This window comes from Enterobacter sp. C6 (assembly GCF_008122455.1).
GTDB classification, from domain to species: Bacteria; Pseudomonadota; Gammaproteobacteria; order Enterobacterales; family Enterobacteriaceae; genus Enterobacter; species Enterobacter pseudoroggenkampii.
The window spans coordinates 47,312-69,107 of sequence record NZ_QPFW01000240.1; the positions used below are offsets into that span (position 1 = coordinate 47,312).

General features: G+C 52.7%; 21 protein-coding genes and 2 pseudogenes. 11 read left to right on the forward strand and 12 right to left on the reverse strand.

Going from position 1 to position 21,796, the window contains the following annotated elements:
* Nucleotides 1-228: 228 nt before the first annotated feature.
* Nucleotides 229-3,324, reverse strand: coding sequence for a multidrug efflux RND transporter permease subunit (locus DOU50_RS17740; protein ID WP_148769841.1), 3,096 nt, complete (start codon nt 3,322-3,324; stop codon nt 229-231).
* A gap of 95 nt (nt 3,325-3,419) precedes the next feature.
* A complete protein-coding gene (locus DOU50_RS17745; protein WP_194266155.1) occupies nt 3,420-3,806 on the reverse strand; it encodes a transporter in 387 nt (128 codons plus the stop codon).
* A 271-nt stretch (nt 3,807-4,077) separates the two neighbouring features.
* On the opposite strand from DOU50_RS17745, the gene DOU50_RS17750 reads away from it, so the two are divergent.
* The gene (locus DOU50_RS17750) at nt 4,078-4,782 is read left to right on the forward strand and encodes a response regulator (RefSeq protein WP_024907133.1); all 705 of its coding nucleotides are present in this window, start codon (nt 4,078-4,080) and stop codon (nt 4,780-4,782) included.
* Nucleotides 4,779-5,843, forward strand: coding sequence for an ATP-binding protein (locus DOU50_RS17755; RefSeq protein WP_048991917.1), 1,065 nt, complete (start codon nt 4,779-4,781; stop codon nt 5,841-5,843). Before DOU50_RS17750 ends, DOU50_RS17755 begins: the two co-directional genes overlap by 4 nt.
* On the opposite strand, the gene DOU50_RS17760 is transcribed toward DOU50_RS17755, so the two are convergent.
* The 10 genes and pseudogenes from DOU50_RS17760 to pspF form a co-directional block, all read right to left on the reverse strand.
* Nucleotides 5,824-6,765: an ATP-grasp fold amidoligase family protein gene (locus tag DOU50_RS17760; protein ID WP_148769843.1), complete on the reverse strand. Its 942-nt coding sequence runs from the start codon at nt 6,763-6,765 to the stop codon at nt 5,824-5,826. The genes DOU50_RS17755 and DOU50_RS17760 overlap by 20 nt on opposite strands.
* 148 nt (nt 6,766-6,913) lie before the next feature.
* Nucleotides 6,914-7,720, reverse strand: coding sequence for a putrescine export ABC transporter ATP-binding protein SapF (gene sapF / locus DOU50_RS17765; RefSeq protein WP_023312051.1), 807 nt, complete (start codon nt 7,718-7,720; stop codon nt 6,914-6,916).
* A gap of 1 nt (nt 7,721) precedes the next feature.
* A complete protein-coding gene (gene sapD / locus DOU50_RS17770) occupies nt 7,722-8,714 on the reverse strand; it encodes a putrescine export ABC transporter ATP-binding protein SapD (RefSeq protein WP_008501228.1) in 993 nt (330 codons plus the stop codon).
* On the reverse strand, nt 8,714-9,604 hold the full coding sequence (gene sapC, locus DOU50_RS17775; RefSeq protein ID WP_024907136.1) for a putrescine export ABC transporter permease SapC: 891 nt from the start codon (nt 9,602-9,604) through the stop codon (nt 8,714-8,716). Before sapC ends, sapD begins: the two co-directional genes overlap by 1 nt.
* A complete protein-coding gene (gene sapB / locus DOU50_RS17780) occupies nt 9,591-10,556 on the reverse strand; it encodes a putrescine export ABC transporter permease SapB (protein ID WP_024907137.1) in 966 nt (321 codons plus the stop codon). Before sapB ends, sapC begins: the two co-directional genes overlap by 14 nt.
* Nucleotides 10,553-12,193: an ABC transporter substrate-binding protein SapA gene (gene sapA, locus DOU50_RS17785; RefSeq protein WP_148769844.1), complete on the reverse strand. Its 1,641-nt coding sequence runs from the start codon at nt 12,191-12,193 to the stop codon at nt 10,553-10,555. Before sapA ends, sapB begins: the two co-directional genes overlap by 4 nt.
* Nucleotides 12,194-12,259: 66 nt before the next feature.
* Nucleotides 12,260-12,457 (reverse strand): annotated as a pseudogene (locus DOU50_RS23910) (site-specific integrase); the annotation flags it as partial.
* Between the two features lie 195 nt (nt 12,458-12,652).
* Nucleotides 12,653-12,868, reverse strand: coding sequence for a hypothetical protein (locus tag DOU50_RS17790; RefSeq protein ID WP_148769845.1), 216 nt, complete (start codon nt 12,866-12,868; stop codon nt 12,653-12,655).
* Nucleotides 12,865-13,404, reverse strand: a complete 540-nt coding sequence (locus tag DOU50_RS17795) for a DUF2778 domain-containing protein (RefSeq protein WP_410374662.1) — start codon at nt 13,402-13,404, stop codon at nt 12,865-12,867. The genes DOU50_RS17790 and DOU50_RS17795 overlap by 4 nt, the downstream gene beginning before the upstream one ends.
* A gap of 206 nt (nt 13,405-13,610) precedes the next feature.
* Nucleotides 13,611-14,588 (reverse strand): phage shock protein operon transcriptional activator, encoded by a 978-nt coding sequence (pspF, locus tag DOU50_RS17800; RefSeq protein ID WP_024907141.1) that lies wholly within the window; start codon nt 14,586-14,588, stop codon nt 13,611-13,613.
* A gap of 166 nt (nt 14,589-14,754) precedes the next feature.
* On the opposite strand from pspF, the gene pspA reads away from it, so the two are divergent.
* The 9 genes and pseudogenes from pspA to DOU50_RS17845 form a co-directional block, all read left to right on the forward strand.
* Complete coding sequence (gene pspA / locus DOU50_RS17805; protein ID WP_021240283.1) at nt 14,755-15,423, forward strand: phage shock protein PspA; 669 nt, start codon at nt 14,755-14,757, stop codon at nt 15,421-15,423.
* A gap of 49 nt (nt 15,424-15,472) precedes the next feature.
* Entirely contained in the window at nt 15,473-15,697 is a 225-nt protein-coding gene (gene pspB / locus DOU50_RS17810) for an envelope stress response membrane protein PspB (protein ID WP_023312045.1), read from the forward strand.
* A complete protein-coding gene (gene pspC, locus DOU50_RS17815) occupies nt 15,697-16,056 on the forward strand; it encodes an envelope stress response membrane protein PspC (RefSeq protein ID WP_008501237.1) in 360 nt (119 codons plus the stop codon). Before pspB ends, pspC begins: the two co-directional genes overlap by 1 nt.
* A gap of 12 nt (nt 16,057-16,068) precedes the next feature.
* Complete coding sequence (pspD, locus tag DOU50_RS17820; protein WP_023312043.1) at nt 16,069-16,293, forward strand: phage shock protein PspD; 225 nt, start codon at nt 16,069-16,071, stop codon at nt 16,291-16,293.
* Between the two features lie 197 nt (nt 16,294-16,490).
* Nucleotides 16,491-18,188, forward strand: a complete 1,698-nt coding sequence (locus DOU50_RS17825) for a sugar phosphorylase (RefSeq protein ID WP_148769846.1) — start codon at nt 16,491-16,493, stop codon at nt 18,186-18,188.
* 14 nt (nt 18,189-18,202) lie between these two features.
* Complete coding sequence (locus DOU50_RS17830) at nt 18,203-19,495, forward strand: ABC transporter substrate-binding protein (protein ID WP_024907143.1); 1,293 nt, start codon at nt 18,203-18,205, stop codon at nt 19,493-19,495.
* Between the two features lie 22 nt (nt 19,496-19,517).
* Nucleotides 19,518-20,399: a carbohydrate ABC transporter permease gene (locus DOU50_RS17835; RefSeq protein ID WP_022648300.1), complete on the forward strand. Its 882-nt coding sequence runs from the start codon at nt 19,518-19,520 to the stop codon at nt 20,397-20,399.
* Nucleotides 20,386-21,228: a carbohydrate ABC transporter permease gene (locus DOU50_RS17840; protein ID WP_023335920.1), complete on the forward strand. Its 843-nt coding sequence runs from the start codon at nt 20,386-20,388 to the stop codon at nt 21,226-21,228. The genes DOU50_RS17835 and DOU50_RS17840 overlap by 14 nt, the downstream gene beginning before the upstream one ends.
* A gap of 28 nt (nt 21,229-21,256) precedes the next feature.
* Nucleotides 21,257-21,796: pseudogene (locus tag DOU50_RS17845) on the forward strand (alcohol dehydrogenase); the annotation flags it as partial.

Here is a 21,796-nt window from a genome sequence, read left to right on the forward strand (position 1 = left end):
CATAGCGTTACAGGCAGTATTTCAAAATCATTCGAAATTAGCTCGAAATTATAGCCCACTCACAGCCCCTTGTGTCACGATATTTCTCGCACTTCTCCGAAGACGCCTGCCCCGAAGAATGCACCGCGGACTCGCGGGGGCTCAAAATTTCAGCATTCGTCCAGTATATCACCCGGCAACAGCTTCGCCTCATCCAACCAGAGAGGCAGCGTGATTCCACCAGGGTATTCACGCTTTCCTGATGTTGTCGACGAAACGCGCAATGACGATAAAGAAAACCGGTACGAAGAAGATCGCGAGAAGCGTACCGCTAATCATGCCGCCAAATACGCCGGTACCGATGGCATGCTGCGTACTGTCGCTCGCCCCCCTGGCCAGCATCAACGGAACAACCCCTAAGCTGAAGGCTAACGATGTCATCAGAATCGGACGCAGGCGCTGGCTGGCGGCATGAATGGTTGCCGCCAGCAGGGGCTGCCCCTGGCGATGGAGCTGCCTGGCAAATTCAACAATCAGAATGGCGTTCTTGGCCGACAGGCCGATAAGCGTAATCAGGCCGACCTTAAAGAAAACATCATTCGTCATGCCGGCAACAAACACCGCTATCACCGCGCCGATAAGACCCAACGGAACGACCAGCATGACCGCAAAAGGAACAGACCAGCTCTCATACAGGGCGGCGAGCACCATAAACACGACCAGTATCGACAGGACAATAAGGCCCGGAAGCTGAGATTCCGATTTTCTCTCCTGCAATGCACTCCCGGCCCACTCGCCCGCCATGCCCTGAGGTAACTCTCTGGACAAACTCTCCATAACCTTCATTGCGGTGCCGCTGGATACTCCTGACGCCGTATTTCCGGTAATGCGAAGAGCAGAATAACCCTGATAGCGCGTCAACTGCTGCGGCGCAACGTTCCAGGAGATCGTCACGAACGTTGATAACGGCACCATCTCACCCATCCGGTTTTTCACTGATAGTTTCAGTATCTGCTCAGGCTGCATTCGGTAGGGCGCATCGGCCTGAATAATCACCTGTTGAACGCGGCCGTTGTTCGTATAGTCATTGACGTAATTTGAGCCCAGGGTGACGGAGAGCGTCTGGTTGATTTCATCAAATGAGACGGCCATCGCTTCCGCTTTTTCCCGGTCAACCTGGAGCGCAAGGCTGGTTCCTTCCGGCAGACCGTCTATATAGACGTCACTCAGTTCAGGACGCTGATTGGCTTGCAGGACCAGCGCGTCGGCAGCGCGCTTTAACGCCTCGTAGCCCAGTCCTGCTCTGTCCTGCACGTACCAGGTGAAGCCTGAGGAGGTGCCCATATCTGAAATGGCTGGCGGAAGCAGGCTCATCGTGACGGCATCAGAGACGTTCGTCATGCTGGCCTGTATATGGTCGGCTTCATCCTGGGCCGTCGAGCCCCGTCGATTTTTCCAGTCTTTCAGGGTGGTAAAGGCCATCGCCGAATTTGGCCCGGAACCCGAAAACCCAAACCCCAGGATCATAATGTTGCTTTCAATATCCGGCCGGGCCGCAATTTCCTCTTCAAACTTTTTAACCACGTTAAGGGTGCGCTGCATCGTGGCATCTGAAGGCAGCTGGATTGAAGACATAAAGTAGCCCTGATCTTCGTCCGGCAGAAAGGACGACGGTAACGAAGACAAACCCAAAAACAGCGCAGCACAAAGCGCAACGTACAGGAGCAGCATACGCCCGGTTCGCTTCAGAACGGCACCCAGCCCGGCTTCGTAACAGGTGGTAAGCCTATGAAAGCGCGCATTAAACCCTGCCGCGAACCGCCCACCTCCGCTCTTTTCTCCCTGATGCGGCTTGAGTAGCGTAGCGCACAGGGCAGGCGTCAGCGTCAGGGCAAGAAACGCGGACAACAGTATGGAGACTGCCATGGAAATACAAAATTGCCGGTAGATAATCCCGACTGATCCTTCAGCAAACCCCATGGGGATAAAGACGGCGGTGAGCACCAGCGTGATCCCGATAATCGCCGGGGTGATCTCCTGCATGGCTTGCCGGGTAGCGTCCCGTGGGGACAGACTTTTTTCCTCCATCAGTCGTTCAACGTTCTCCACAACCACAATGGCATCATCAACGATAATCCCTATCGCCAGCACCATGCCGAACATCGTCAGAATATTGATGGAGTATCCGCTCAATAACATCACCGTGAAGGTGCCAAGAAGTGCGACGGGAGCAACAATCGCCGGGATAAGCGTACAGCGTATCTTGTGCAGAAACAGCAGCATAACCAGGAAGACGAGGACCATCGCTTCCACAAATGTCTGAACAACCTTCACGATAGAAAGTTTCACAAACGGCGCGGTATCGAAAGGAACCGTAAACACCATTCCGTCGGGTAACACCCGGGAAAGCTCGTCGATGCGCGCACGCACGCCTGAAGCCGTACTCATTGCGTTGGCGCCTGGCGACAGCTGGATTGCCGCCGCCGTCGAGGGCACGCCATTTTCACGGATACCAAAAGCGTAGCTTTGCAGGCCGGATTCAATCCGCGCAATGTCGGATAATTTCATGCGGGCGCCGGATGCGTCAGACTTCAGGGTGATATTCCTGAACGCCTCGACCGAGGAGAGCTGTCCCTTTACGGTGATGGGATACGTTACCCCTTGTCCTTCAGATGCGGGCTCATCTCCCGTTTTGCCGGGCGAAACCAGGGCATTTTGCTGGCCAACAGCAGTAAGCACATCGCTCACCGAAAGGCCGTAGCTGTGGAGCTTCATTGGATCCAGCCAGATACGCAGCGCTTTTTCGCCGCCAAACAGCTGGACTTTCCCTACGCCGGGCACGCGACGAAGCTCGTCACTAACGCTTCGGGCAAAATAGTCGCTTAAGTCGGCTTCCTCTAATTGACCGTTGGTGGACTTCAGTCCCACCATCATTAAAAATCCAGAATTAGCGGCCTCTACGTTAATGCCATTTTGTCTTACCGCCTGAGGAAGACGAGGCTCGACGATCTTAATCTGATTCTGTAGATCCATCTGTGCCAGCTTGATGTCCGTGCCGGGTTTAAACGTGACGGTAATCGATGCCGAGCCGGTTGTGTCACTGGATGATTCGAAATAGAGCAAGTTATCGACTCCAGAGATTTCTCGCTCGATTAACGACACCACCGACGTATTCATGATATCGGGGCTGGCCCCCGGGTAACTGACGGAAATGATGATGCCTGGCGGCGCCACCGCCGGATACTGCGCAACCGGCAAACGAGGAATAGACAGGAGACCCGTCAGGACGATAAACAGCGCCACTACCCAGGCGAAAATGGGACGTTCGATAAAAAAATGAGGCATTGAGTTATTTTTGTGCAAAAGAGTGAGGTAGAGACTCTACCGCGCACCTGTTTAGCGGAAGTGGGCGGTTTATGGAGGCCGTGTGGATCAAGGGCTCAAATCATTCTCATAATGAGGTACAGCGGTGATCCGCCAAAAAAAATGACCAAATAACACTCGTAATAAAAGACCAGATCCTCGATATCGGGCATCGCGTTTAACAGCACGGTGAACGTAATAATGAGATAAACAAAAATCACCATCAGCCAGAAGGCGACGACAAATAGCTCAGTTAGCGCACCAGCTTTATTTTGGATGATCAGTGAGACCACCGACAACGCGATGCAGCCATAGATAATAGGGGAAGAGAGCAGCGTCGAGGCGACTTTTTCATCCACTCTGTGTACCAGCACCAGCCAGGTATAAAGTAATCCCCACGATAGCAGCAGAAACAGGGAATATATGCCCAGTTTTTTAGGAGAGAAATATTTTGAAAGTTCCATGTTCATTATTTCAGCCAACTTCATAAAATCTTTAAGAAACAGTGGTAATTTGCAGCGCGCAATGCACAACGCGTTATGCCTCAATAGCGATTTTGAACGGACATTGTCGAGTCTTTATTGACTGAATGTGTAGGCTGTGTGGAGAAATAACCGGGCATTTAAATCAACCGGGAAATTTTCGTAACTACGGCACTTTTTCCCGGAGGCTGTGTCTTATTGTGCTAAAGATATCTGATAGCGTGCTTAAAGGGATTTCACCCGCGGAGATAATATGAACAAAAATACGCTGATCCTTGTTGTTGAAGATGAAGACGAAATCGCCGATATACTGATGAGCTACTTAGAGCGTTCGGGAATGAAAACGCTGAGGGCAAGGCAGGGCGAGCAGGCGATAACGCTTAATCGCCTCCATAAACCGGATCTCATCTTGCTGGACATTCACCTGCCCGTGTGTGACGGCTGGAGCGTGCTTACTACGCTTCGCCACGAAAGTGCAGTCCCCGTCATTATGGTTTCCGCTCTCGATCAGGACGTCGATAAGCTTATGGGTCTGAGGCTCGGGGCGGATGATTACGTAATCAAACCCTTTAACCCCTCTGAGGTTGTCGCACGGGTTGAGGCGGTGCTGCGCAGGACAAAACCTGCGCTTCAGCAGGCGGGTTCCCTGCCGCTCAGAACGCCATTTATTACGGTCTATCCGGATGATTTCTACGTGGAAGTTACCGTGGGCGAAGAGGTTATCTCCCCGGTATTAACGACAACCGAATTTAAATTACTTACCTGGCTGGTGCGTTATCCGCGAAAGGTCTGTTCCCGTGAAGAGTTACTCAACGCGTGTCTGCCGGAAGGCGATACGCTCGACAGAACGGTCGATAGCCATATGAGCAAGTTGCGTAAAAAACTGGAGCTTGCCGGTCTTTACGGTGTTCCCGAGAGCATCAGAGGCATGGGCTACCGGCTTGGGGAAAAGAAATGAATAAAGAGTCTGTCCTGAGTCGTCAGATCTTAACGTATATGCTGTTGCTGACGTTTACGATAATTGCCATCGCCATCCTGGGCTCCTGGTTTTTTTACTCCTTTATTCTGGATCACCTCCCGGGCGGCCCTGCTGCGGGCGATGATGAACAGATGACGATGTGGGACTGGGCATGGATTGGGACCGCGACTACGATCAGTATGATTATTGCCCTCTTTTTCACGGTCAAACTGTCATCGCGAATACTCACCCCGCTAAACGCGGTCGCGTCCAGCCTGAAAAAGATTTCTCAGGGCGATCTGGATGCCCGGGCATTCTGTGCCAGTTCCCGGCTGGGTGAGATCAATCACCTTGTGACGGATTTCAATGAAATGGCGGAAAAATTACAGACGCTGGATATTCAGAGGAAATCCTGGAATGCGGCTATTGCGCATGAGCTGAGAACCCCGGTCACGATCTTACGCGGAAGGCTTCAGGGGTTGGTTGATGGTGTTTTTACCCCGGACCCGGTGCTGTTTAATAATCTTCTCAAACAGACGGAAGGGTTAACCCGCCTGATTGAAGATCTCCGGGTTGTCAGTTCGGATGGCGGGGCGGGATATACGCTATACCAGTCGAGAACGGATTTAAAAGGGACAATACAGGACGCGCTCGATACCTTCATGCCCGAGTTCAGCCGTAAGGCATTTACCGTCAATACAGAACTGAGGGATCAGCAATGCGTATTCGATCCGTTACGCATCAATCAGTGTCTGACCGTTTTATTTGACAATGCCTTACACTATTCTACCTCGCGCAAACTCATCGTGAAAAATGGCGTTTCTGATAAAGGCAATTATATCCTTATTCAGGACGGGGGGCCGGGCATCCCCAGGGAGTTTCATGATTTCTTATTTCAGCCGTTTCAGCGCGATAATGGCGCCAGGCAGTTGAACCCGGAAGGCTGTGGTTTGGGCTTGTCGGTGGTAAAAGCCATCATGCTGGCGCATGGTGGCGATGTTACCTATACCTTATCGACGCAAAACCACTCGATATTTAAACTTACCTGGCCCGACTCGTGAGTTTCAGCGGCAGGTCAAATGCACCTGCCGGCGATAAATGCCATATTTTTCCTAACTTAGCATCCCATTCCTGCGGGGTAATCGTCAGTTTACCGCGTCTCGGGCTTAAGGTTATTTCACTGAAATAGATGTCTTCTTTTTTTAGCATGAGGTCAACGCGGCAGTAGTCAATGCCATCCGCCAGCTCCTGGGATGCCAGCAACGCTTGTCGGAACAAGACCGGTTCGTCTGGATTTACTGAAGTATTCGGATACTCCATCTGGAAGGGTTGTAAGTTCCAGTGCCTGTCGTAAACGTTGATAAAACCGTTGCCGTTATCATCCGTAAAATCCGCTTCAACATAGTGGGCGACGCCATGAAAGCAATGGATCCTCAGCATTTCGGGCGTCGTATTCCTGTCAGCATCATCGAAGAGATCGACGAATGGCTCGCAAAGTATACTCGGCGTAATGTTTTTGTACTGCCACTCACGCGTGGTGTAGTACAAATTTTTCTTTAACGCGAGGCTCAGTTTTTTACGCGCTTTCTTGTCGTTAAATTGCGCTTTGTTCGTACATATTATTGTGCTGCCACTATCATGGTTGCACTTAAGGACGAATTTGTCAGGGAGCACGGAAAAATCAATCTGCGACGCCCTGGTATAAACGCCAATTAATGGCACCGTTTTCACGCACGTTGTTCTGGAGGAAACGTATGCCCGAACGGCGAGTTTATCGGCAAGCATCGTGTAGAGGTTATTATGGTCATAGACCAGACGATGACATATTTTTTCACTCAACGTCGTGGGTGATTGAATATCAGGTTTTGTCCCGGATGTTTTCTTGAGCCTCACAGTATGAAAGTGCAGGTCCGTCATTAAGAATGAACGGCATTTTCTGATGAGATACTCTGTGTATTTTAGAGCATAAGTGGCGGTATTCATTTCTTCTCCTCCGTAATGTCCGGATATTCTGGAGAAGAACTGTTGAATGATATTGCTTAAAAGATGGAGCAGGGATGGAGACGAAAATTAAAAGGATTAAATAGCGTGTAAAGGCTATTTAATCCTTATTGAGCGGTGCAACGTTTGTTTACCGGTCTTTGCGCCATGCATCGGCGGTTAATGCTTCACCGAAATGACCGGCTATCAGTCGTTTTGTCAGCTCATGAAGCGGGGAGGCCATCACATCCGCCGTGCTGCCGCGCTCGACAACCTCTCCCTGGTGCATGACCATCACCTGATCGCTGATGTGCTTCATCATTCCCAGATGTTGGGTGACATAGATATACGAGATACCCTGTTTTTCCTGCAATTCCAGCATCAGGTTAATCAGCTGAGAGCGCATCGACATATCCAGCGAGGCAAGCGCTTCATCAGCAATGATCACTTTTGGCCGCAATATCAACGCACGCGCCAGACCCAGACGCTGTTTCTGGCCGGGGGCCAGCATATGCGGGTAGTAGCTTTCGTGATCCGGTAACAGCCCAACCATGCGCAGAGTTTCAAATACGCGCTTACGGCGCGCCTCTGGCTCCAGGTCGGTGTTCAGACGCAGCGGAAAATCGAGGATCTGCGAAATGCGCTGGCGTGGATTAAGCGAGGTAGACGGATCCTGGAAGATCATGCGGATGCGCTGGCTGCGGAAAGAGTAATCCCCGAACGTCAGAGGATGATCGTCAATTAACACTTCGCCTGCGGTCGGTTCAACCATGCCGGCGAGCATTTTCGCCAGGGTGGATTTCCCGGAACCGTTTTCGCCAATGATCGCCAGCGTCTGTTTTTCACGCAGCGTAAAGCTCAGCGGCTTCACCGCGTCGACAGTTTGGCGATGAAACAGCCCCGTGCGGTAGCGAAAGGTCTTACTCAGGTTGCGGACTTCCAGTAAGGTTTCGACCATTTCACTCTCTCTCCATGTTCAGCGGGAAATGACAGGCGTAAAGATGATTTTTCGCCCCGGTCAGGCGTGGCGTCTCGATACATTTACGCTGAGCATAGGGACACCGCGGCCCCAGACGACAGCCTATCGGCAGGGATTCCAGCAGCGGAATCGCCCCCGGCAGGGTATTCAGGCGGCTTTTATGCGGCATCGCGCTGCCAAAATCCGGAATCGCACGGATAAGCGCCTGCGTATACGGATGATGCGGCGCGGTGATCAGGTCTTCACTCGGCGCGGTTTCGACCGTTTGCCCGCAGTACATCACGTCAATTTTATCCGCCCATTTGCTGAGCATTTGCAGGTCATGGCTGATCAGCAAAATGGTGGTGTTGTTATTCTGGTTGAGACGCGACAGCAGGCGGAAGATTTGCGCCTGCGTGGTGGGTTCCATCGCGTTGGTGGGCTCATCCGCAATCAGCAAACGCGGCTGATTGGCCAGCGCGATGGCAATCATTACTTTCTGACATTCGCCGTCGGTCAGCTCATAAGGGAAGCTGCGCATCGCATCTTTGTGATCTTTGATCCCGACGCGGTGTAAAAGCTCGATGGCGCGACGCTTGCGCCAGCCAACGCGCTGCCACCAGCGGCCTTTATAGGTCCAGCCGGGGATGTTCTGCATCAGCTGTTTGCCCACGCGTTCGGACGGGTCGAGACAGGACTGCGGCTCCTGGAAAATCATCGAGACGTTATGCCCGACCAGCTTACGCCGCTCGCGGGGGGAGAGGCGCAGCAGATCGATATCATCAAAACGCATACGGTCTGCCGTCACGCGCCAGTTGTCTTTCGCCACGCCACAGATGGCTTTGGCGATCAGGCTTTTGCCTGAGCCGGATTCACCCACCAGCCCGCGAATTTCACCCTCCGCGAGGGTGATGCTGATGCGATCGACGGCTTTAACCCAGCCTTCACCGGTTTTGAATTCAATGGTGAGGTTGCGAATATCAAGAAGCGGCATTATTGCACCCCCGCATTAATCGCACGGCGAATACCGTCGCCCAGCAGGTTGATGAGCAGCACGCTCACCATAATGGCCGCACCCGGCAGCATAACCGTCCACGGTGCCACGTAAATTAACTCCAGCGCGTCACCGAGCATCGCACCCCATTCGGGCGACGGCAGCTGCGCGCCGAGGTCGAGGAAGCCGAGCGCCGCGATGTCCAGGATCGCCATCGACAGGGCGCGGGTGATCTCAGTGACCAGTCCGGCGGCGATGTTAGGCAGCACGGCAAACCACAGAATGTTGAAGGTCGTCGCACCGTCCAGACGGGCTGCGACGACATACTCTTTTTCCAGTTCATCATGCACCATGCTGTAAACCGAGCGCACGATGCGGGGCAGGATAGCCAGCCAGACGGCGAACATGGCATGCGACAGATGCGGACCGGCAAAGGCAACCACAATGATCGCCAGCAGCAGGGACGGAATCGACAGTAACGTATCCAGAATGTGGTTAAGCACCGCCGAGCGCAGGCCATGCGTGGATCCTGCAAAAATACCGAGCGCCAGCCCGCAGATCGTTGCCGCGAGCGTCACCACAAATGCGCCGCCAACCGTCGGGGCTGCACCGCTCAGCAGGCGGCTCAACACGTCACGTCCGAGGTCGTCCGTTCCCAGGAAGAAAGAGACTTCACCGTAGCGCGACCAGGACGGTGGCAGAAGCTGATAGCCAAGGAACTGCTGGTCAATGCCGTACGGTGCAAACCACGCGCCAAAGACGCACAGCAACACCAGACCGGCACAGCCATAAAGGCCGATCATCGCCGTGGTGTCACCATAGAATTTACGCCACACGGTACGCAGCACGCCGGGCGTGCGCTTTTCACTGTATACGCTATCGTAAGGCATACCATTCCTTATGCTTCAATGGGTTAGCCATAGCACCCAGAATATCGGACAACACGTTGACAATAATCACCAGCGAACCAATCACCATCACACCCGCAGAAATAGCGGCGTAGTCCTGCTGGCGGATGGCGTTAATCAGCCATCGCCCAAGGCCTGGCCAGCTAAAGACCATCTCGGTGATCATGGCCAGCGTCAGCATGGTGGAAAACTGTAATCCCAGACGCGGAATAACCGGCGGTAGCGCGTTGTGCAGGACGTTGCGGCGCAGTATGGTCAGACGTGACAACCCGCGCGTGGCGGCGGCTTTGACATAGTTCTGGTCAAATACCTCGATGGTGCTCAGGCGCATCAGGCGAATCACTTCGGTTGTCGGCGCAACCGCCAGCGTCAGCACCGGCAGTACCATATGGCGCAGGGCGCTGACGATCATCTCGTGGCGCCATACCGAATCGGACAGCCACGCGTCAATGATGGCAAAACCCGTCACCGTTTTAACCGTATAGAGCAGGTCAAAACGCCCCGAAACCGGCAGCCAGCCCATCGTCAGCGAGAAGAAGAGCGTCAGCAGCAGCGCCAGCCAGAATACCGGGATGGAGAAGCCGAACAGGGCGAGGGCGCTGATAAACTTATCCTGCCATTTATTGCGGTAGATCCCGGCGAGCATGCCCACGGGGATCCCCACCATCAGGGCAAAGCCGAAGGCCAGAATGCACAGCTCCATCGTGGCCGGGAACACCTCTTTCAACTGCTGGGAAATCAGCTGCCCGTTAATGCTGGACACGCCGAAATCCCAGTGCAGCAGCCCGTTAAACCAGAAGAGCCAGGCATCCCACAGCGACGACCCCTGAAGCGGGGCATGGGGCGTGAAATAGCTCAGGCTGAAGCCGACAAAGTTCAGGAAAAAGAGCGTCACCAGCAGCAAAAGGAGCCGACGTAAGGTAAAAATAATCATGGTTTTTTCACCTCTTGTTCTTTTTCACGCGACACGCCGGCGAACGAGGCGTTGCCGAACGGGCTCAGTACCAGGCCTTTAATATCATAACGATAGGCCTGAAGACGCAGGGAAGAGGCCAGCGGCAGCACCGGCAGTTCCTGGGCGAGGATCTTCTGCGCTTCATCATAGGCGTCAATACGTGAGGCCAGCTGCTGGGAAGCCAGCGCTTTTTGCAGCACGGCGTCAAACTCCCGGTTACACCAGTGGGCGTAGTTGGTCTGCGAGTTTATCGCCGCACAGCTCAGTAGCGGCCGGAAGAAGCTGTCCGGATCGTTACTGTCGGTCGCCCAGCCGGTCAGGGTTAAATCATGATTCATGTCCATCAGGCGCGCCTCCTGGAAACGGCCCTCAACCGGTACAATGATCACTTTCACGCCCACCTGCGCCATATCTGCTTGCAGCAGTTCGGCGGTCTTGAGCGGGCTGGGGTTCCACGCCTGGGAACTGGTGGGCACCCAAAGCTGCAGCGTCAGGTTTTCTGCCCCCAGCGCTTTCAGCTGTTCACGCGCTTTTGCCGGATTGTATTCCGTAATTTTAGCTTCACCGTCATAGGCCCACGAGGCGCGCGGTAAAATTGAGGCGGCGGTTTCCGCCGTGCCGTAGTAGATCGACTGCATCAGGCGCTGGTTGTTAATGGCCAGCGCCAGAGCGTGCCGAACGGCAGGGTTATTCAACGGCGGTTTATCTGTGTTAAAGGCCAGATACGCGATGTTCATCCCCGGGCGTAACGTCAGACGCAGGCGCGGATCGTCGCGCAGAATGGTGAGCTGGCTGGCCGCGGGCCAGGCAAGGACGTCACATTCCCCGGTGAGCAATTTCGACAGACGTCCCGTTCCGCCAGAGCCGAGATCCACCACCACCTGCGGCATCAGCGGCGTACCGCGCCAGAAGTGTTCATGGCGCTGCAGACGAATATATTGACCGGCGCGATATTCGGCCAGCTGGAACGGACCGGTGCCAACCGGCTGGCGATCGAGCAGTTCCTGACGATCCTTTTTCGTCAACTGAGCCGCGTATTCGGCCGACATGACGGACGCATAGTGGGTTGCCAGGTGCCAGAGGAAGGAGGCATCCGGGCGCGTCAGCGTGAATTCAACCGTGCGGTTGTCCAGTTTGCGCACGCTTTTCACGGTGTCGGCAAACTGCAGGCTGTCGAAATAGGGGAAGTTGCTGCCGTTAACGTTATGCCACGGATGGCTGCGGTTAAAGATACGCTGGAAGGTGAAGACCACGTCATCTGCGTTCAGCTTGCGCGTGGGGGTAAACCACGGTGTGCGTTGAAACGCGACGTCATCGCGCAGGTGAAAACGGTAGGTTGCGCCGTTATCCAGCACTTCCCAGCTTTCCGCAAGCTCAGGCACCAGACGGTAGGTGTACGGGTCAACATCAAGCAGACGATCGTAAAGCTGCGCGGCAAGGGTATCCACAATCAGGCCGCTGCCCGCTTTTTGCGGGTTGAAGGTATCCACCTGGCCGCTTACGCAATAGACGAAGCCGCTGTCACGAATGTCAGGCTGCGGCGTTTGCCCGGGCGCGGCAAAGGCCAGGCTGCTAAACAGACCAAGTGCAAAAAAGGACGATAAAACCAGACGCATAATTTTTAAGGTATTATATATGAAGTGGCTATCCTACTAATTTTAAACGACATTATCCAGTGTCGTTTAAGCCTGAGGGCATAATGGGGGCAGTAACGTTTGCAGTCGGTCACTCAGCGTCACAACCAGATGCACGTTCATACCTGCAATCCACTTTGAATATACCTCATGGACTATCTTAGCATTTTCGTGGCGCATCTGACTCGCTATAAACGAAGGATTCGCTCCGGCGGATAGCATCAAGCTTGTGAATGTATGCCGCGAATGACAGGAAGACATGTTGTCGCTATCAGATCTGGGATCATACTTTCTGAAGAAAAATAGCTGGTAAAATGCGGCCGTTTATCACCAGATCTGAGAGCAGATCAAGTACGGGTAAGGCAATGGCATACGCACAGTTTAAATAGCATAGAGTAAAAATGCTCACTTTGTTGTTACGTGCGTACCTGCCACCCTGGTTCATTTTTTCAGCACTTTCATAAGCATCATCAGTACAAACGCTATCATTGCAGACAGGCCAAACTTGATCAGAATTGCTGTGAAATCATAGTTATTCATGGCTTCTTCACCATCGCCTGAAATCTGGATATGTTGCATGAAAACATCATTAATCCAGCTGTCCGGTAAGAGGATAAAACAGGCAATAAGTAAAACAACGAATATTATGATTTTCATCTCACACCACATTTACTGAAGTCAGGTACACCACGAACATCAATACGTCCGTAAGCCATCAATCCTTTACCGCCGGGTACAATCACTTTTTTCCGGTTGAGTAACGTATTCCGTAAAATCTGGAAGTCGGCCGCTCTGTAAAGGGTGATACAGCCCCACGACACACCAGAACCATCGGTGTTGAGAGGATGAAGTCTGAAACTCCCGCGTCTCGCCCCATTAACATAGACGTAATCGCTCATGGTTTGTGCGCTATACAAACCGAACCATTCAGAGTGATGGTTTTTGTACAGGTGTACCATATCGATAAATTCTGCTCTGACCTGGTTAACAAAACTGCCAGCGGGGCGGTCAACAATCCAGTAAGTACCCGGCGGTATAGCGGCTTTTTCGATATCTGAACAGTTTGGATTGTTTATATACCGTTCAATTCCTGACAGTACGTCAAACGATCCAATACCGTAACAATCCAGCTTGAGCGTTTTCCCATCTGGCGACAGCCGACCATAATCCATCATGCAAATCTGCAAGCTCATACTCCCGTTGCGATTGTCATTTTGCAGAAATGATAATCGATAATAAATGGCTGGTTAACCTACTAAATTTTCATTACAGGCAGGTTAGTGATTAAGCATGTTTGGTAGTAACGGGGTGAGGATGCCAGCAGAGTGCTGTAAACCTTATGAAGAATATCTATCAGACCATGCTCCGTGAAAATCTCTGCGGTTAAGTGCTGATATTGTCAGCGCATTTGATGCTTTTTAAGCAATGCCCTTAACTGATGGTAGGTCAGACCCAGCAGTTCAGCCGCCCGTTTCTGGTTGTATTTCGCCATCTTTAGGCTTTGCTCCAGCAGCTGTTTCTCCTGGTCGTGCTGGAACTGGCGTAAATCAAGGGGGAGAGTAGGGTGATCGCCTGAAGACGTTGGCACGGTCAGAGACGGTACGCTGCGCTGAAAAGGATCGATAATGATGTTGTCCAGCTCGGTCTCGCTGCTGCCGTGGCGATAGACGGAACGCTCCACGACGTTTTTCAGTTCGCGGATATTTCCCGGCCAGTGGTAAGCAAGCAGCGTCTCCTGTGCATAATCGCTGAAGCCGGGGAACAGCGGCAGTCCGAGCTCGCGGCACATCTGAATCGCAAACTGGTCTGCCAGCAGCATGATGTCGCTTTTGCGCTCGCGCAGCGGAGGAAGCTGAACGACGTCAAAGGCCAGGCGGTCAAGCAGGTCGGCACGGAATTTCTCCTCCGCCACCATCTCCGGCAGGTTGGCGTTCGTGGCGCACACCAGGCGCACGTTGACCTGCAGCGGCTGGCTACCGCCGACGCGCTCCAGCTCGCCGTATTCAATCACGCGCAGCAGTTTTTCCTGCACCAGCATGGGCGCGGTGGCCAGCTCATCAAGAAACAGCGTACCGCCGTCGGCGCGCTCAAAGCGTCCGGGATGGCGCTTCTGGGCACCGGTAAACGCGCCCGCTTCATGGCCGAAAAGCTCGGTATCGAGCAGGTTTTCATTCAGCGCCGCGCAGTTAAGGGAAATGAAGGGGCCGTCCCAGCGCCCGGATAAATAGTGCAGACGGTTAGCTATCAATTCCTTTCCCGTTCCGCGTTCACCGATGATCAGTACCGGTTTGTTGAGCGGCGCCAGGCGAGAAACTTGTTCCAGCACTTCCAGAAAACTGTTTGCTTCGCCGAGTAAATTGTCTTTGTATCCAGGCATGATGAAATTAACCACTCCTTAGCGATATTCACCAGGCAAGAATAGTTCTTTACTGCATGAAAATCAATCAGTCTCAGTAAAATCAATAAGATAAAAAGTTGGCATGATGTTTGTATTATCTGTACAGCAGGGCATAGCCCGATAACAGAACTATGAGGATTTAATTATGGGTATTTTTTCTCGTTTTGCCGACATCGTGAACGCCAACATCAACTCACTGCTTGAGAAGGCGGAAGATCCGCAGAAGCTGGTTCGCCTGATGATTCAGGAGATGGAAGACACGCTGGTTGAAGTGCGTTCTACCTCCGCCCGTGCGCTGGCGGAGAAAAAACAGCTTACGCGTCGTATTGAACAAGCTACCGCTCAGCTGAACGAATGGCAGGAAAAAGCGGAACTCGCGCTGCGTAAAGATAAAGAGGATCTGGCTCGTGCGGCGCTGATCGAAAAACAGAAGCTGGCAGAGCTGGTCGCGACGCTCGAGCATGAAGTGACGCTGGTGGATGACACGCTCACCCGTATGAAGAAAGAGATTGGTGAGCTTGAAAACAAGCTGAGCGAAACCCGCGCGCGTCAGCAGGCGCTGACCCTGCGTCACCAGGCGGCAAGCTCTTCCCGCGACGTGCGTCGCCAGCTGGACAGCGGTAAGCTTGATGAAGCGATGGCGCGTTTTGAATCGTTTGAACGTCGTATCGACCAGATGGAAGCGGAAGCCGAAAGCCACGGCATCGGTAAGCAGAAGTCGCTGGATCAACAGTTCGCCGACCTGAAGGCCGATGATGAAATCAGCGAGCAGCTGGCGGCACTGAAAGCCAAAATGAAGCAAGACAACCAATAATAATTCCTGCGGCACCTGAGCGTGCCGCATCGTAAGACAAGGAGTACACATGAGCGCGCTTTTTCTGGCCATTCCCCTGACAATTTTCGTGCTGTTCGTTTTGCCGATTTGGCTATGGCTGCACTACAGCAACCGTTCTTCACGGGGCGAACTTTCCCAGAGTGAACAACAGCGTCTGGTTCAGCTCTCCGATGAGGCGAACAAAATGCGCGAACGCATTCAGGCGCTGGAAGCCATCCTGGATGCTGAACATCCAAACTGGAGGGACCGTTAATGTCTGGACTGAATCTGAACAAAAAGTTGTGGCGTATTCCGCAGCAGGGCATGGTGCGCGGCGTTTGTGCCGGGCTGGCTCATTATCTTGATGTCCCGGTAAAACTGGTGCGCGTGGTCACGGTGCTATCGATCTTCTTCGGACTGGCGTTTATTACCCTGGTGGCATATATCGTCCTGTCGTTTGTCCTTGACCCGATGCCGGAAGGAGAACTGGCTGCGGAAGGTGCCCCCACCAGCAGCGATCTTCTCAATGCGGTTGATGCGCAACTCGCCGCCGGTGAGAAGCGGCTACGGGAAATGGAACGCTATGTCACGTCGGATACCTTTACGCTGAGAAGTCGTTTTCGTCAGCTTTAAGAGAGAGATGAGATGAAACAACACTGGCAACAGGCCGGTCAGAAGGTAAAACCCGGCCTGAAAATCGCAGGTAAACTGGTCCTGCTGACCGCGTTACGGTTCGGACCGGCAGGTGTGGCGGGGTGGGCAATAAAATCCGTTGCCCGCAAGCCGGTCAGAATGGTGCTGGCCGTGGCGCTCGAACCGCTGTTGCAAAAGGTGGCAAAACGGCTTTCTCGCCGCTACTTATCCCAATAACCCCCGCTGGCGTTAGCCCTTTCCCTTCCGGGAGAGGGACTGACGACGGTTAACCGCATTTTCTCTTTTTCCCGTGCTTTCTTTGCGGCAGCTCACAATATTACGCTGAGCTGCTTTGCAATCACCTTTTTCCTCTTCCAGGTCCGTTGACAGATATTTTTCATGGGAGTAGATTGCCACTTCGTGGGACCGCTACCATGGAAAATGAAATGAAGGCAAAAATTAAAGAACTCATTAATCTTGTTTATGGTGTAACGTTTTCTGAAGCCCAGTTTAAGGTGCTGATGGAAAATATTGGAAAGGCCGCTTCTGTTATTACAGAGAAGCGTAAAACGGGATGGGATGAAAAAGATGTTGTTCTGATTACCTATGCCGATCAGTTTTCAGCGAAAGGGGAGAAGGCGCTGCCGGTTTTTACACGTTTTTATAACAAATGGCTTTCCCAATCTTTTTCTCATGTCCATCTTTTGCCTTTTTATCCATGGTCTTCGGACGACGGATTTTCTGTTATTGATTATCATGAGGTTGCGCCTGAAACGGGTACGTGGCGAGATGTAGCTGAATTAAAACAGTCCACCAGCTTAATGTTCGATTTCGTCTGCAACCACATGTCAGCCAAAAGTAAATGGTTCTCTAATTATCTGAAGCAAACGCCTGGCTATGATGATTTCTTTATTTCTGTCGATCCTGAAACAGATTTATCCGCGGTGACGCGTCCGCGTGCCTTACCGCTTCTTACGCCTTTCACGCTGCATGATGGCAGCGTGCGACACCTGTGGACCACCTTCAGCGAGGAGCAGGTTGATCTTAACTTTGCCTCTCCGCAGGTGCTGATCGCGATGGTGGACGTGTTGCTGCATTACCTGATTGAAGGGGCGCGATACATTCGTCTGGATGCTGTGGGCTTCATGTGGAAAATACCCGGAACAAACTGCATCCACCTTGAGCAAACCCACCAGCTTATCCAGCTTTTCCGCGCTATCACTGAAGCTGTCGCCCCGGGGACGGTGATTATCACCGAGACGAACGTTCCGCATAAAGATAACGTCGCTTACTTCGGTGACGGTGAAAATGAAGCGCAGATGGTTTATCAGTTCTCTTTGCCGCCGCTGGTATTGCATGCGGTGCATTGTCAGGACGTCCGGACGCTGAGCCAGTGGGCAGCGTCGCTGAGGCTGCCTTCGACGAAAACCACCTGGTTTAACTTCCTGGCCTCGCATGATGGGATTGGTCTGAATCCGTTGCGCGGAATTTTACCTGAGTCGGAAATCCTCTCTCTTGTGGAGAAACTCCAGGCTGATGGGGCGTTGGTTAACTGGAAAAATAACCCGGATGGTACACGCAGTCCTTATGAAATTAATGTGACCTATCTGGATGCATTAAGTACGCGTGACAGTCTTGATAGCCATCGGATTGCCCGGTTTATTCTGGCGCATGCCGTCCTCTTAAGTTTCCCCGGCGTGCCCGCGGTTTATATCCAGAGTATTCTCGGCTCGCGTAATGATTATGCAGGTGTTGAACGTCTGGGATACAACCGCGCGATAAATCGTGAAAAATACATTGCAGGACAAATTGATAGCGTGCTTGAAGATAAAAATAGCCTGCGCTCTCAGGTCTATTGCGCATTAAGCCAGTTAATCGCGCTGCGTCGGGCGGAAAAAGCATTCCATCCTGACAGTGAAGCTTATTTTAGTGCGTCAGGTGAGCATGTATTAAAAATCGTTCGCGTGGCGGATTGTGGCGAAAAAATAACGGCGCTGTTTAATTTCAGCGATGGCATTCAAACGGTGGAGTCCGATATTCAATCCGGAACGGAGTTGATTGCCGGAAAAGATATTACAGATAAAACGCTGACCCTATATCCATGGCAGGTGTTGTGGATTAAAGAAAACTAAAAAGGACCTTAAAAATGAAAATGCCCAGAATTGTGCTGATATCAGCACTGGTTTCGTGCGCCCTGTTATCAGGCTGCAAGGATGACAAAAAGTCTGCTGTCACCATTGAGTTTATGCACTCATCTGTCGAGCAGGAGCGTCAGGCGGTTATCACGAAGCTGATCGAAAAATTTGAGAAAGAGAACCCCGGCATCACGGTGAAACAGGTGCCGGTAGAAGAGGATGCCTACAACACCAAGGTTATTACGCTCGCCAGAACGGGCGCACTGCCTGAGGTAATTGAAGTCAGTCATGACTACGCGAAAGTCATGGACAAGGAACAGCTGCTGGATCGCAAAGCTATTGGTGAAGCCATTAAAGCGGTAGGCGAGAACACCTTCTATGACGGCATCTTGCGTGTTGTGCGTACGGAAGATGGTTCTGCCTGGACGGGGGTGCCAGTCAGTGCCTGGCTATCCGGCGTCTGGTATCACAAAGATGTGCTTGCTGCAGCGGGTATCCAGGAGCCGCATAACTGGGAACAGCTGCTAAAAGCCAGCCAGAGCCTTAACGACCCGGCCAAAAAACATTACGGCATTGCGCTGCCCACCGCGGAAAGCGTGATGACAGAGCAGGCATTCTCCCAGTTTGCGCTTTCCGGCGGCGCGAACGTTTTTGATGCCAAAGGGAACGTCGACATCGATACCCCTGAAATGGCAAAGGCCCTGGCGTTTTATAAAGCCCTGGCCGCGACCACCATGCCGGGTTCAAACGACGTCATGGAGATCAAAGATGCCTTCATGAACGGTTCTGCGCCGATGGCGGTTTATTCCACCTACATCCTGCCGGCGGTTTTCCAGGATGGAAACCCTTCCAACCTGGGCTTCGTCGTCCCAACAGAAACATCTTCTGCAGTTTACGGCATGGTCACGTCGCTGACGATTACCACCGGTCAAACCGAAGATGAAACTCAGGCGGCTGAAAAGTTTGTGACCTGGATGGAACAGGCTCAAAACGCAACCGACTGGGTCATGATGTCGCCTGGCGCGGCACTGCCGGTGAACAAGCTGGTGGTGGGTACTGATACCTGGAAAAACAACGATGTAATTAAAGCGTTTGGGCAACTGCCTTACGAACTGATTGCACAGTTCCCAAATGTGCAGGTGTTTGGTGCCGTGGGCGACAAAAACTTCACCCGCATGGGCGATGTAACCGGGTCCGGCATTATCAGTTCTATGGTGCATAACGTCACGGTAGGTAAACAAGATCTCAGCAACACGCTTAGTGACAGCCAGAAGCGACTGACTGATCTGATTTCACAACGATAGGAGCGCTCTGCGGAAGGAAATTATGAAGACGTTGTTTTCTGGTCGTTCAGATATGCCTTTCGCCATGCTGCTGTTGGCCCCCAGCCTGATTTTGCTGGGGGGCCTGGTGGCCTGGCCAATGATTTCCAATATTGAAATCAGTTTCTTACGTCTGCCGCTGAACCCGCGTATAGATGCGGTGTTCGTCGGGCTCGATAACTACATCCGCATTCTCGGGGATGCTGCTTTCTGGCACTCGCTGTGGATGACCTTCTGGTACACCGCGCTGGTGGTGATTGGCAGCACGGGGCTGGGGCTGGCTGTTGCGATCTTCTTTAATCGTGAATTCCGTATGCGGAAAACGGCGCGTTCACTGGTAATTCTGTCCTACGTTACGCCGTCCATTTCGCTGGTGTTTGCATGGAAATACATGTTCAACAACGGCTACGGCATTGTGAACTATCTGGGCGTTGACCTGCTGCATCTGTATGACCAGGCGCCGCTGTGGTTCGACAATCCTGGCAGCAGTTTTGTACTGGTGGTGCTGTTCGCCATCTGGCGTTACTTCCCGTACGCGTTCATTTCGTTCCTGGCGATTTTGCAGACCATTGATAAGTCGCTGTATGAAGCGGCGGAAATGGACGGCGCGAATGCCTGGCAGCGTTTTCGAATCGTTACGCTACCCGCGATTATGCCGGTGCTGGCAACGGTGGTGACGCTGCGCACTATCTGGATGTTCTACATGTTTGCGGATGTCTACCTGTTGACGACCAAGGTCGATATTTTGGGCGTCTACCTCTACAAAACGGCATTCGCTTTCAATGATTTGGGTAAAGCAGCGGCGATTTCCGTCGTGCTGTTCGTGATCATCTTCGCGGTGATTCTGCTGACCAGAAAAAGGGTAAACCTCAATGGCAACAAATAAACGCGTACTGAGCCGCATTGGTTTTTATCTGGGGCTGGCGGTGTTTCTGGTCATCACGCTGTTCCCGTTTTTCGTGATGCTAATGACGTCATTTAAGAGTGCGAAAGAGGCGATATCGCTTAACCCGACCATATTGCCGCAGGCGTGGACGCTGCAGCATTACGTCGACATCTTTAACCCGCTGATTTTCCCGTTTGTGGACTATTTCAAAAACAGCATGGTGGTGTCGTTGACCTCATCGGTGATTGCCGTGTTTCTCGGCACGCTGGGGGCCTACGCCTTGTCAAAACTGCGTTTTAAGGGCCGCACGACGATCAATGCGAGTTTTTACACCGTCTACATGTTCTCCGGGATATTGCTGGTGGTGCCGTTGTTCAAAATCATCACTGCCCTTGGGATCTACGACACCGAGCTGGCGCTGATTATCACCATGGTGACCCAAACGTTACCGACCGCGGTGTTCATGCTGCGCAGCTATTTCGACACCATCCCGGACGAAATCGAAGAAGCCGCGATGATGGACGGCCTGAACCGCCTGCAAATCATCTTCCGCATCACCGTGCCGCTGGCGATTTCCGGGCTCGTATCGGTGTTTGTCTACTGCTTCATGGTGGCGTGGAACGACTACCTGTTTGCGTCCATTTTCCTGTCCAGCGCCAGCAATTTCACCTTGCCGGTCGGGCTGAACACGCTCTTTAGCACGCCAGATTATATCTGGGGTCGCATGATGGCGGCATCGCTGGTGACGGCGCTTCCGGTGGTCATCATGTACGCCCTGTCTGAACGTTTTATTAAAAGTGGTTTGACCGCCGGTGGCGTGAAGGGCTGAGGCGGCCAATTTTAACAAGGAGTCAGTCATGAAAAAATTAGTTGCGACAGCGCCTCGTGTGGCGGCGCTGGTGGAATATGAAGATCGTCCGGTTGCGGTTCATGAAGTGAAAATTCGCGCTCGCTTTGGCGCGCCGAAACACGGTACCGAAGTGGTGGATTTCCGCGCCGCCAGTCCGTTTATCGATGAAGAGTTCAACGCGGAGTGGCAGATGTTTACCCCGCGTGACGAGGGTTCTGCCCGCGGGATCGAATTCGGTAAGTTCCAGCTGGGCAACATGATTGTTGGCGACATTATCGAATGCGGTGATGACGTCACTGAATATCAGATCGGCGACAGCGTCTGCTGCTACGCACCGCTGCAGGAAACGGTGATCGTTAACGCGGTGAACAACTACAAGCTGCGCAAAATGCCGCAGGGTGCCTCCTGGAAAAACGCCGTTTGCTACGATCCGGCGCAGTTCGCCATGAGCGGCGTGCGTGATGCCAACGTGCGGGTCGGCGATTTTGTAGTCGTGGTGGGGCTGGGGGCGATTGGGCAGATTGCTGTCCAGTTGGCCAAAAAAGCC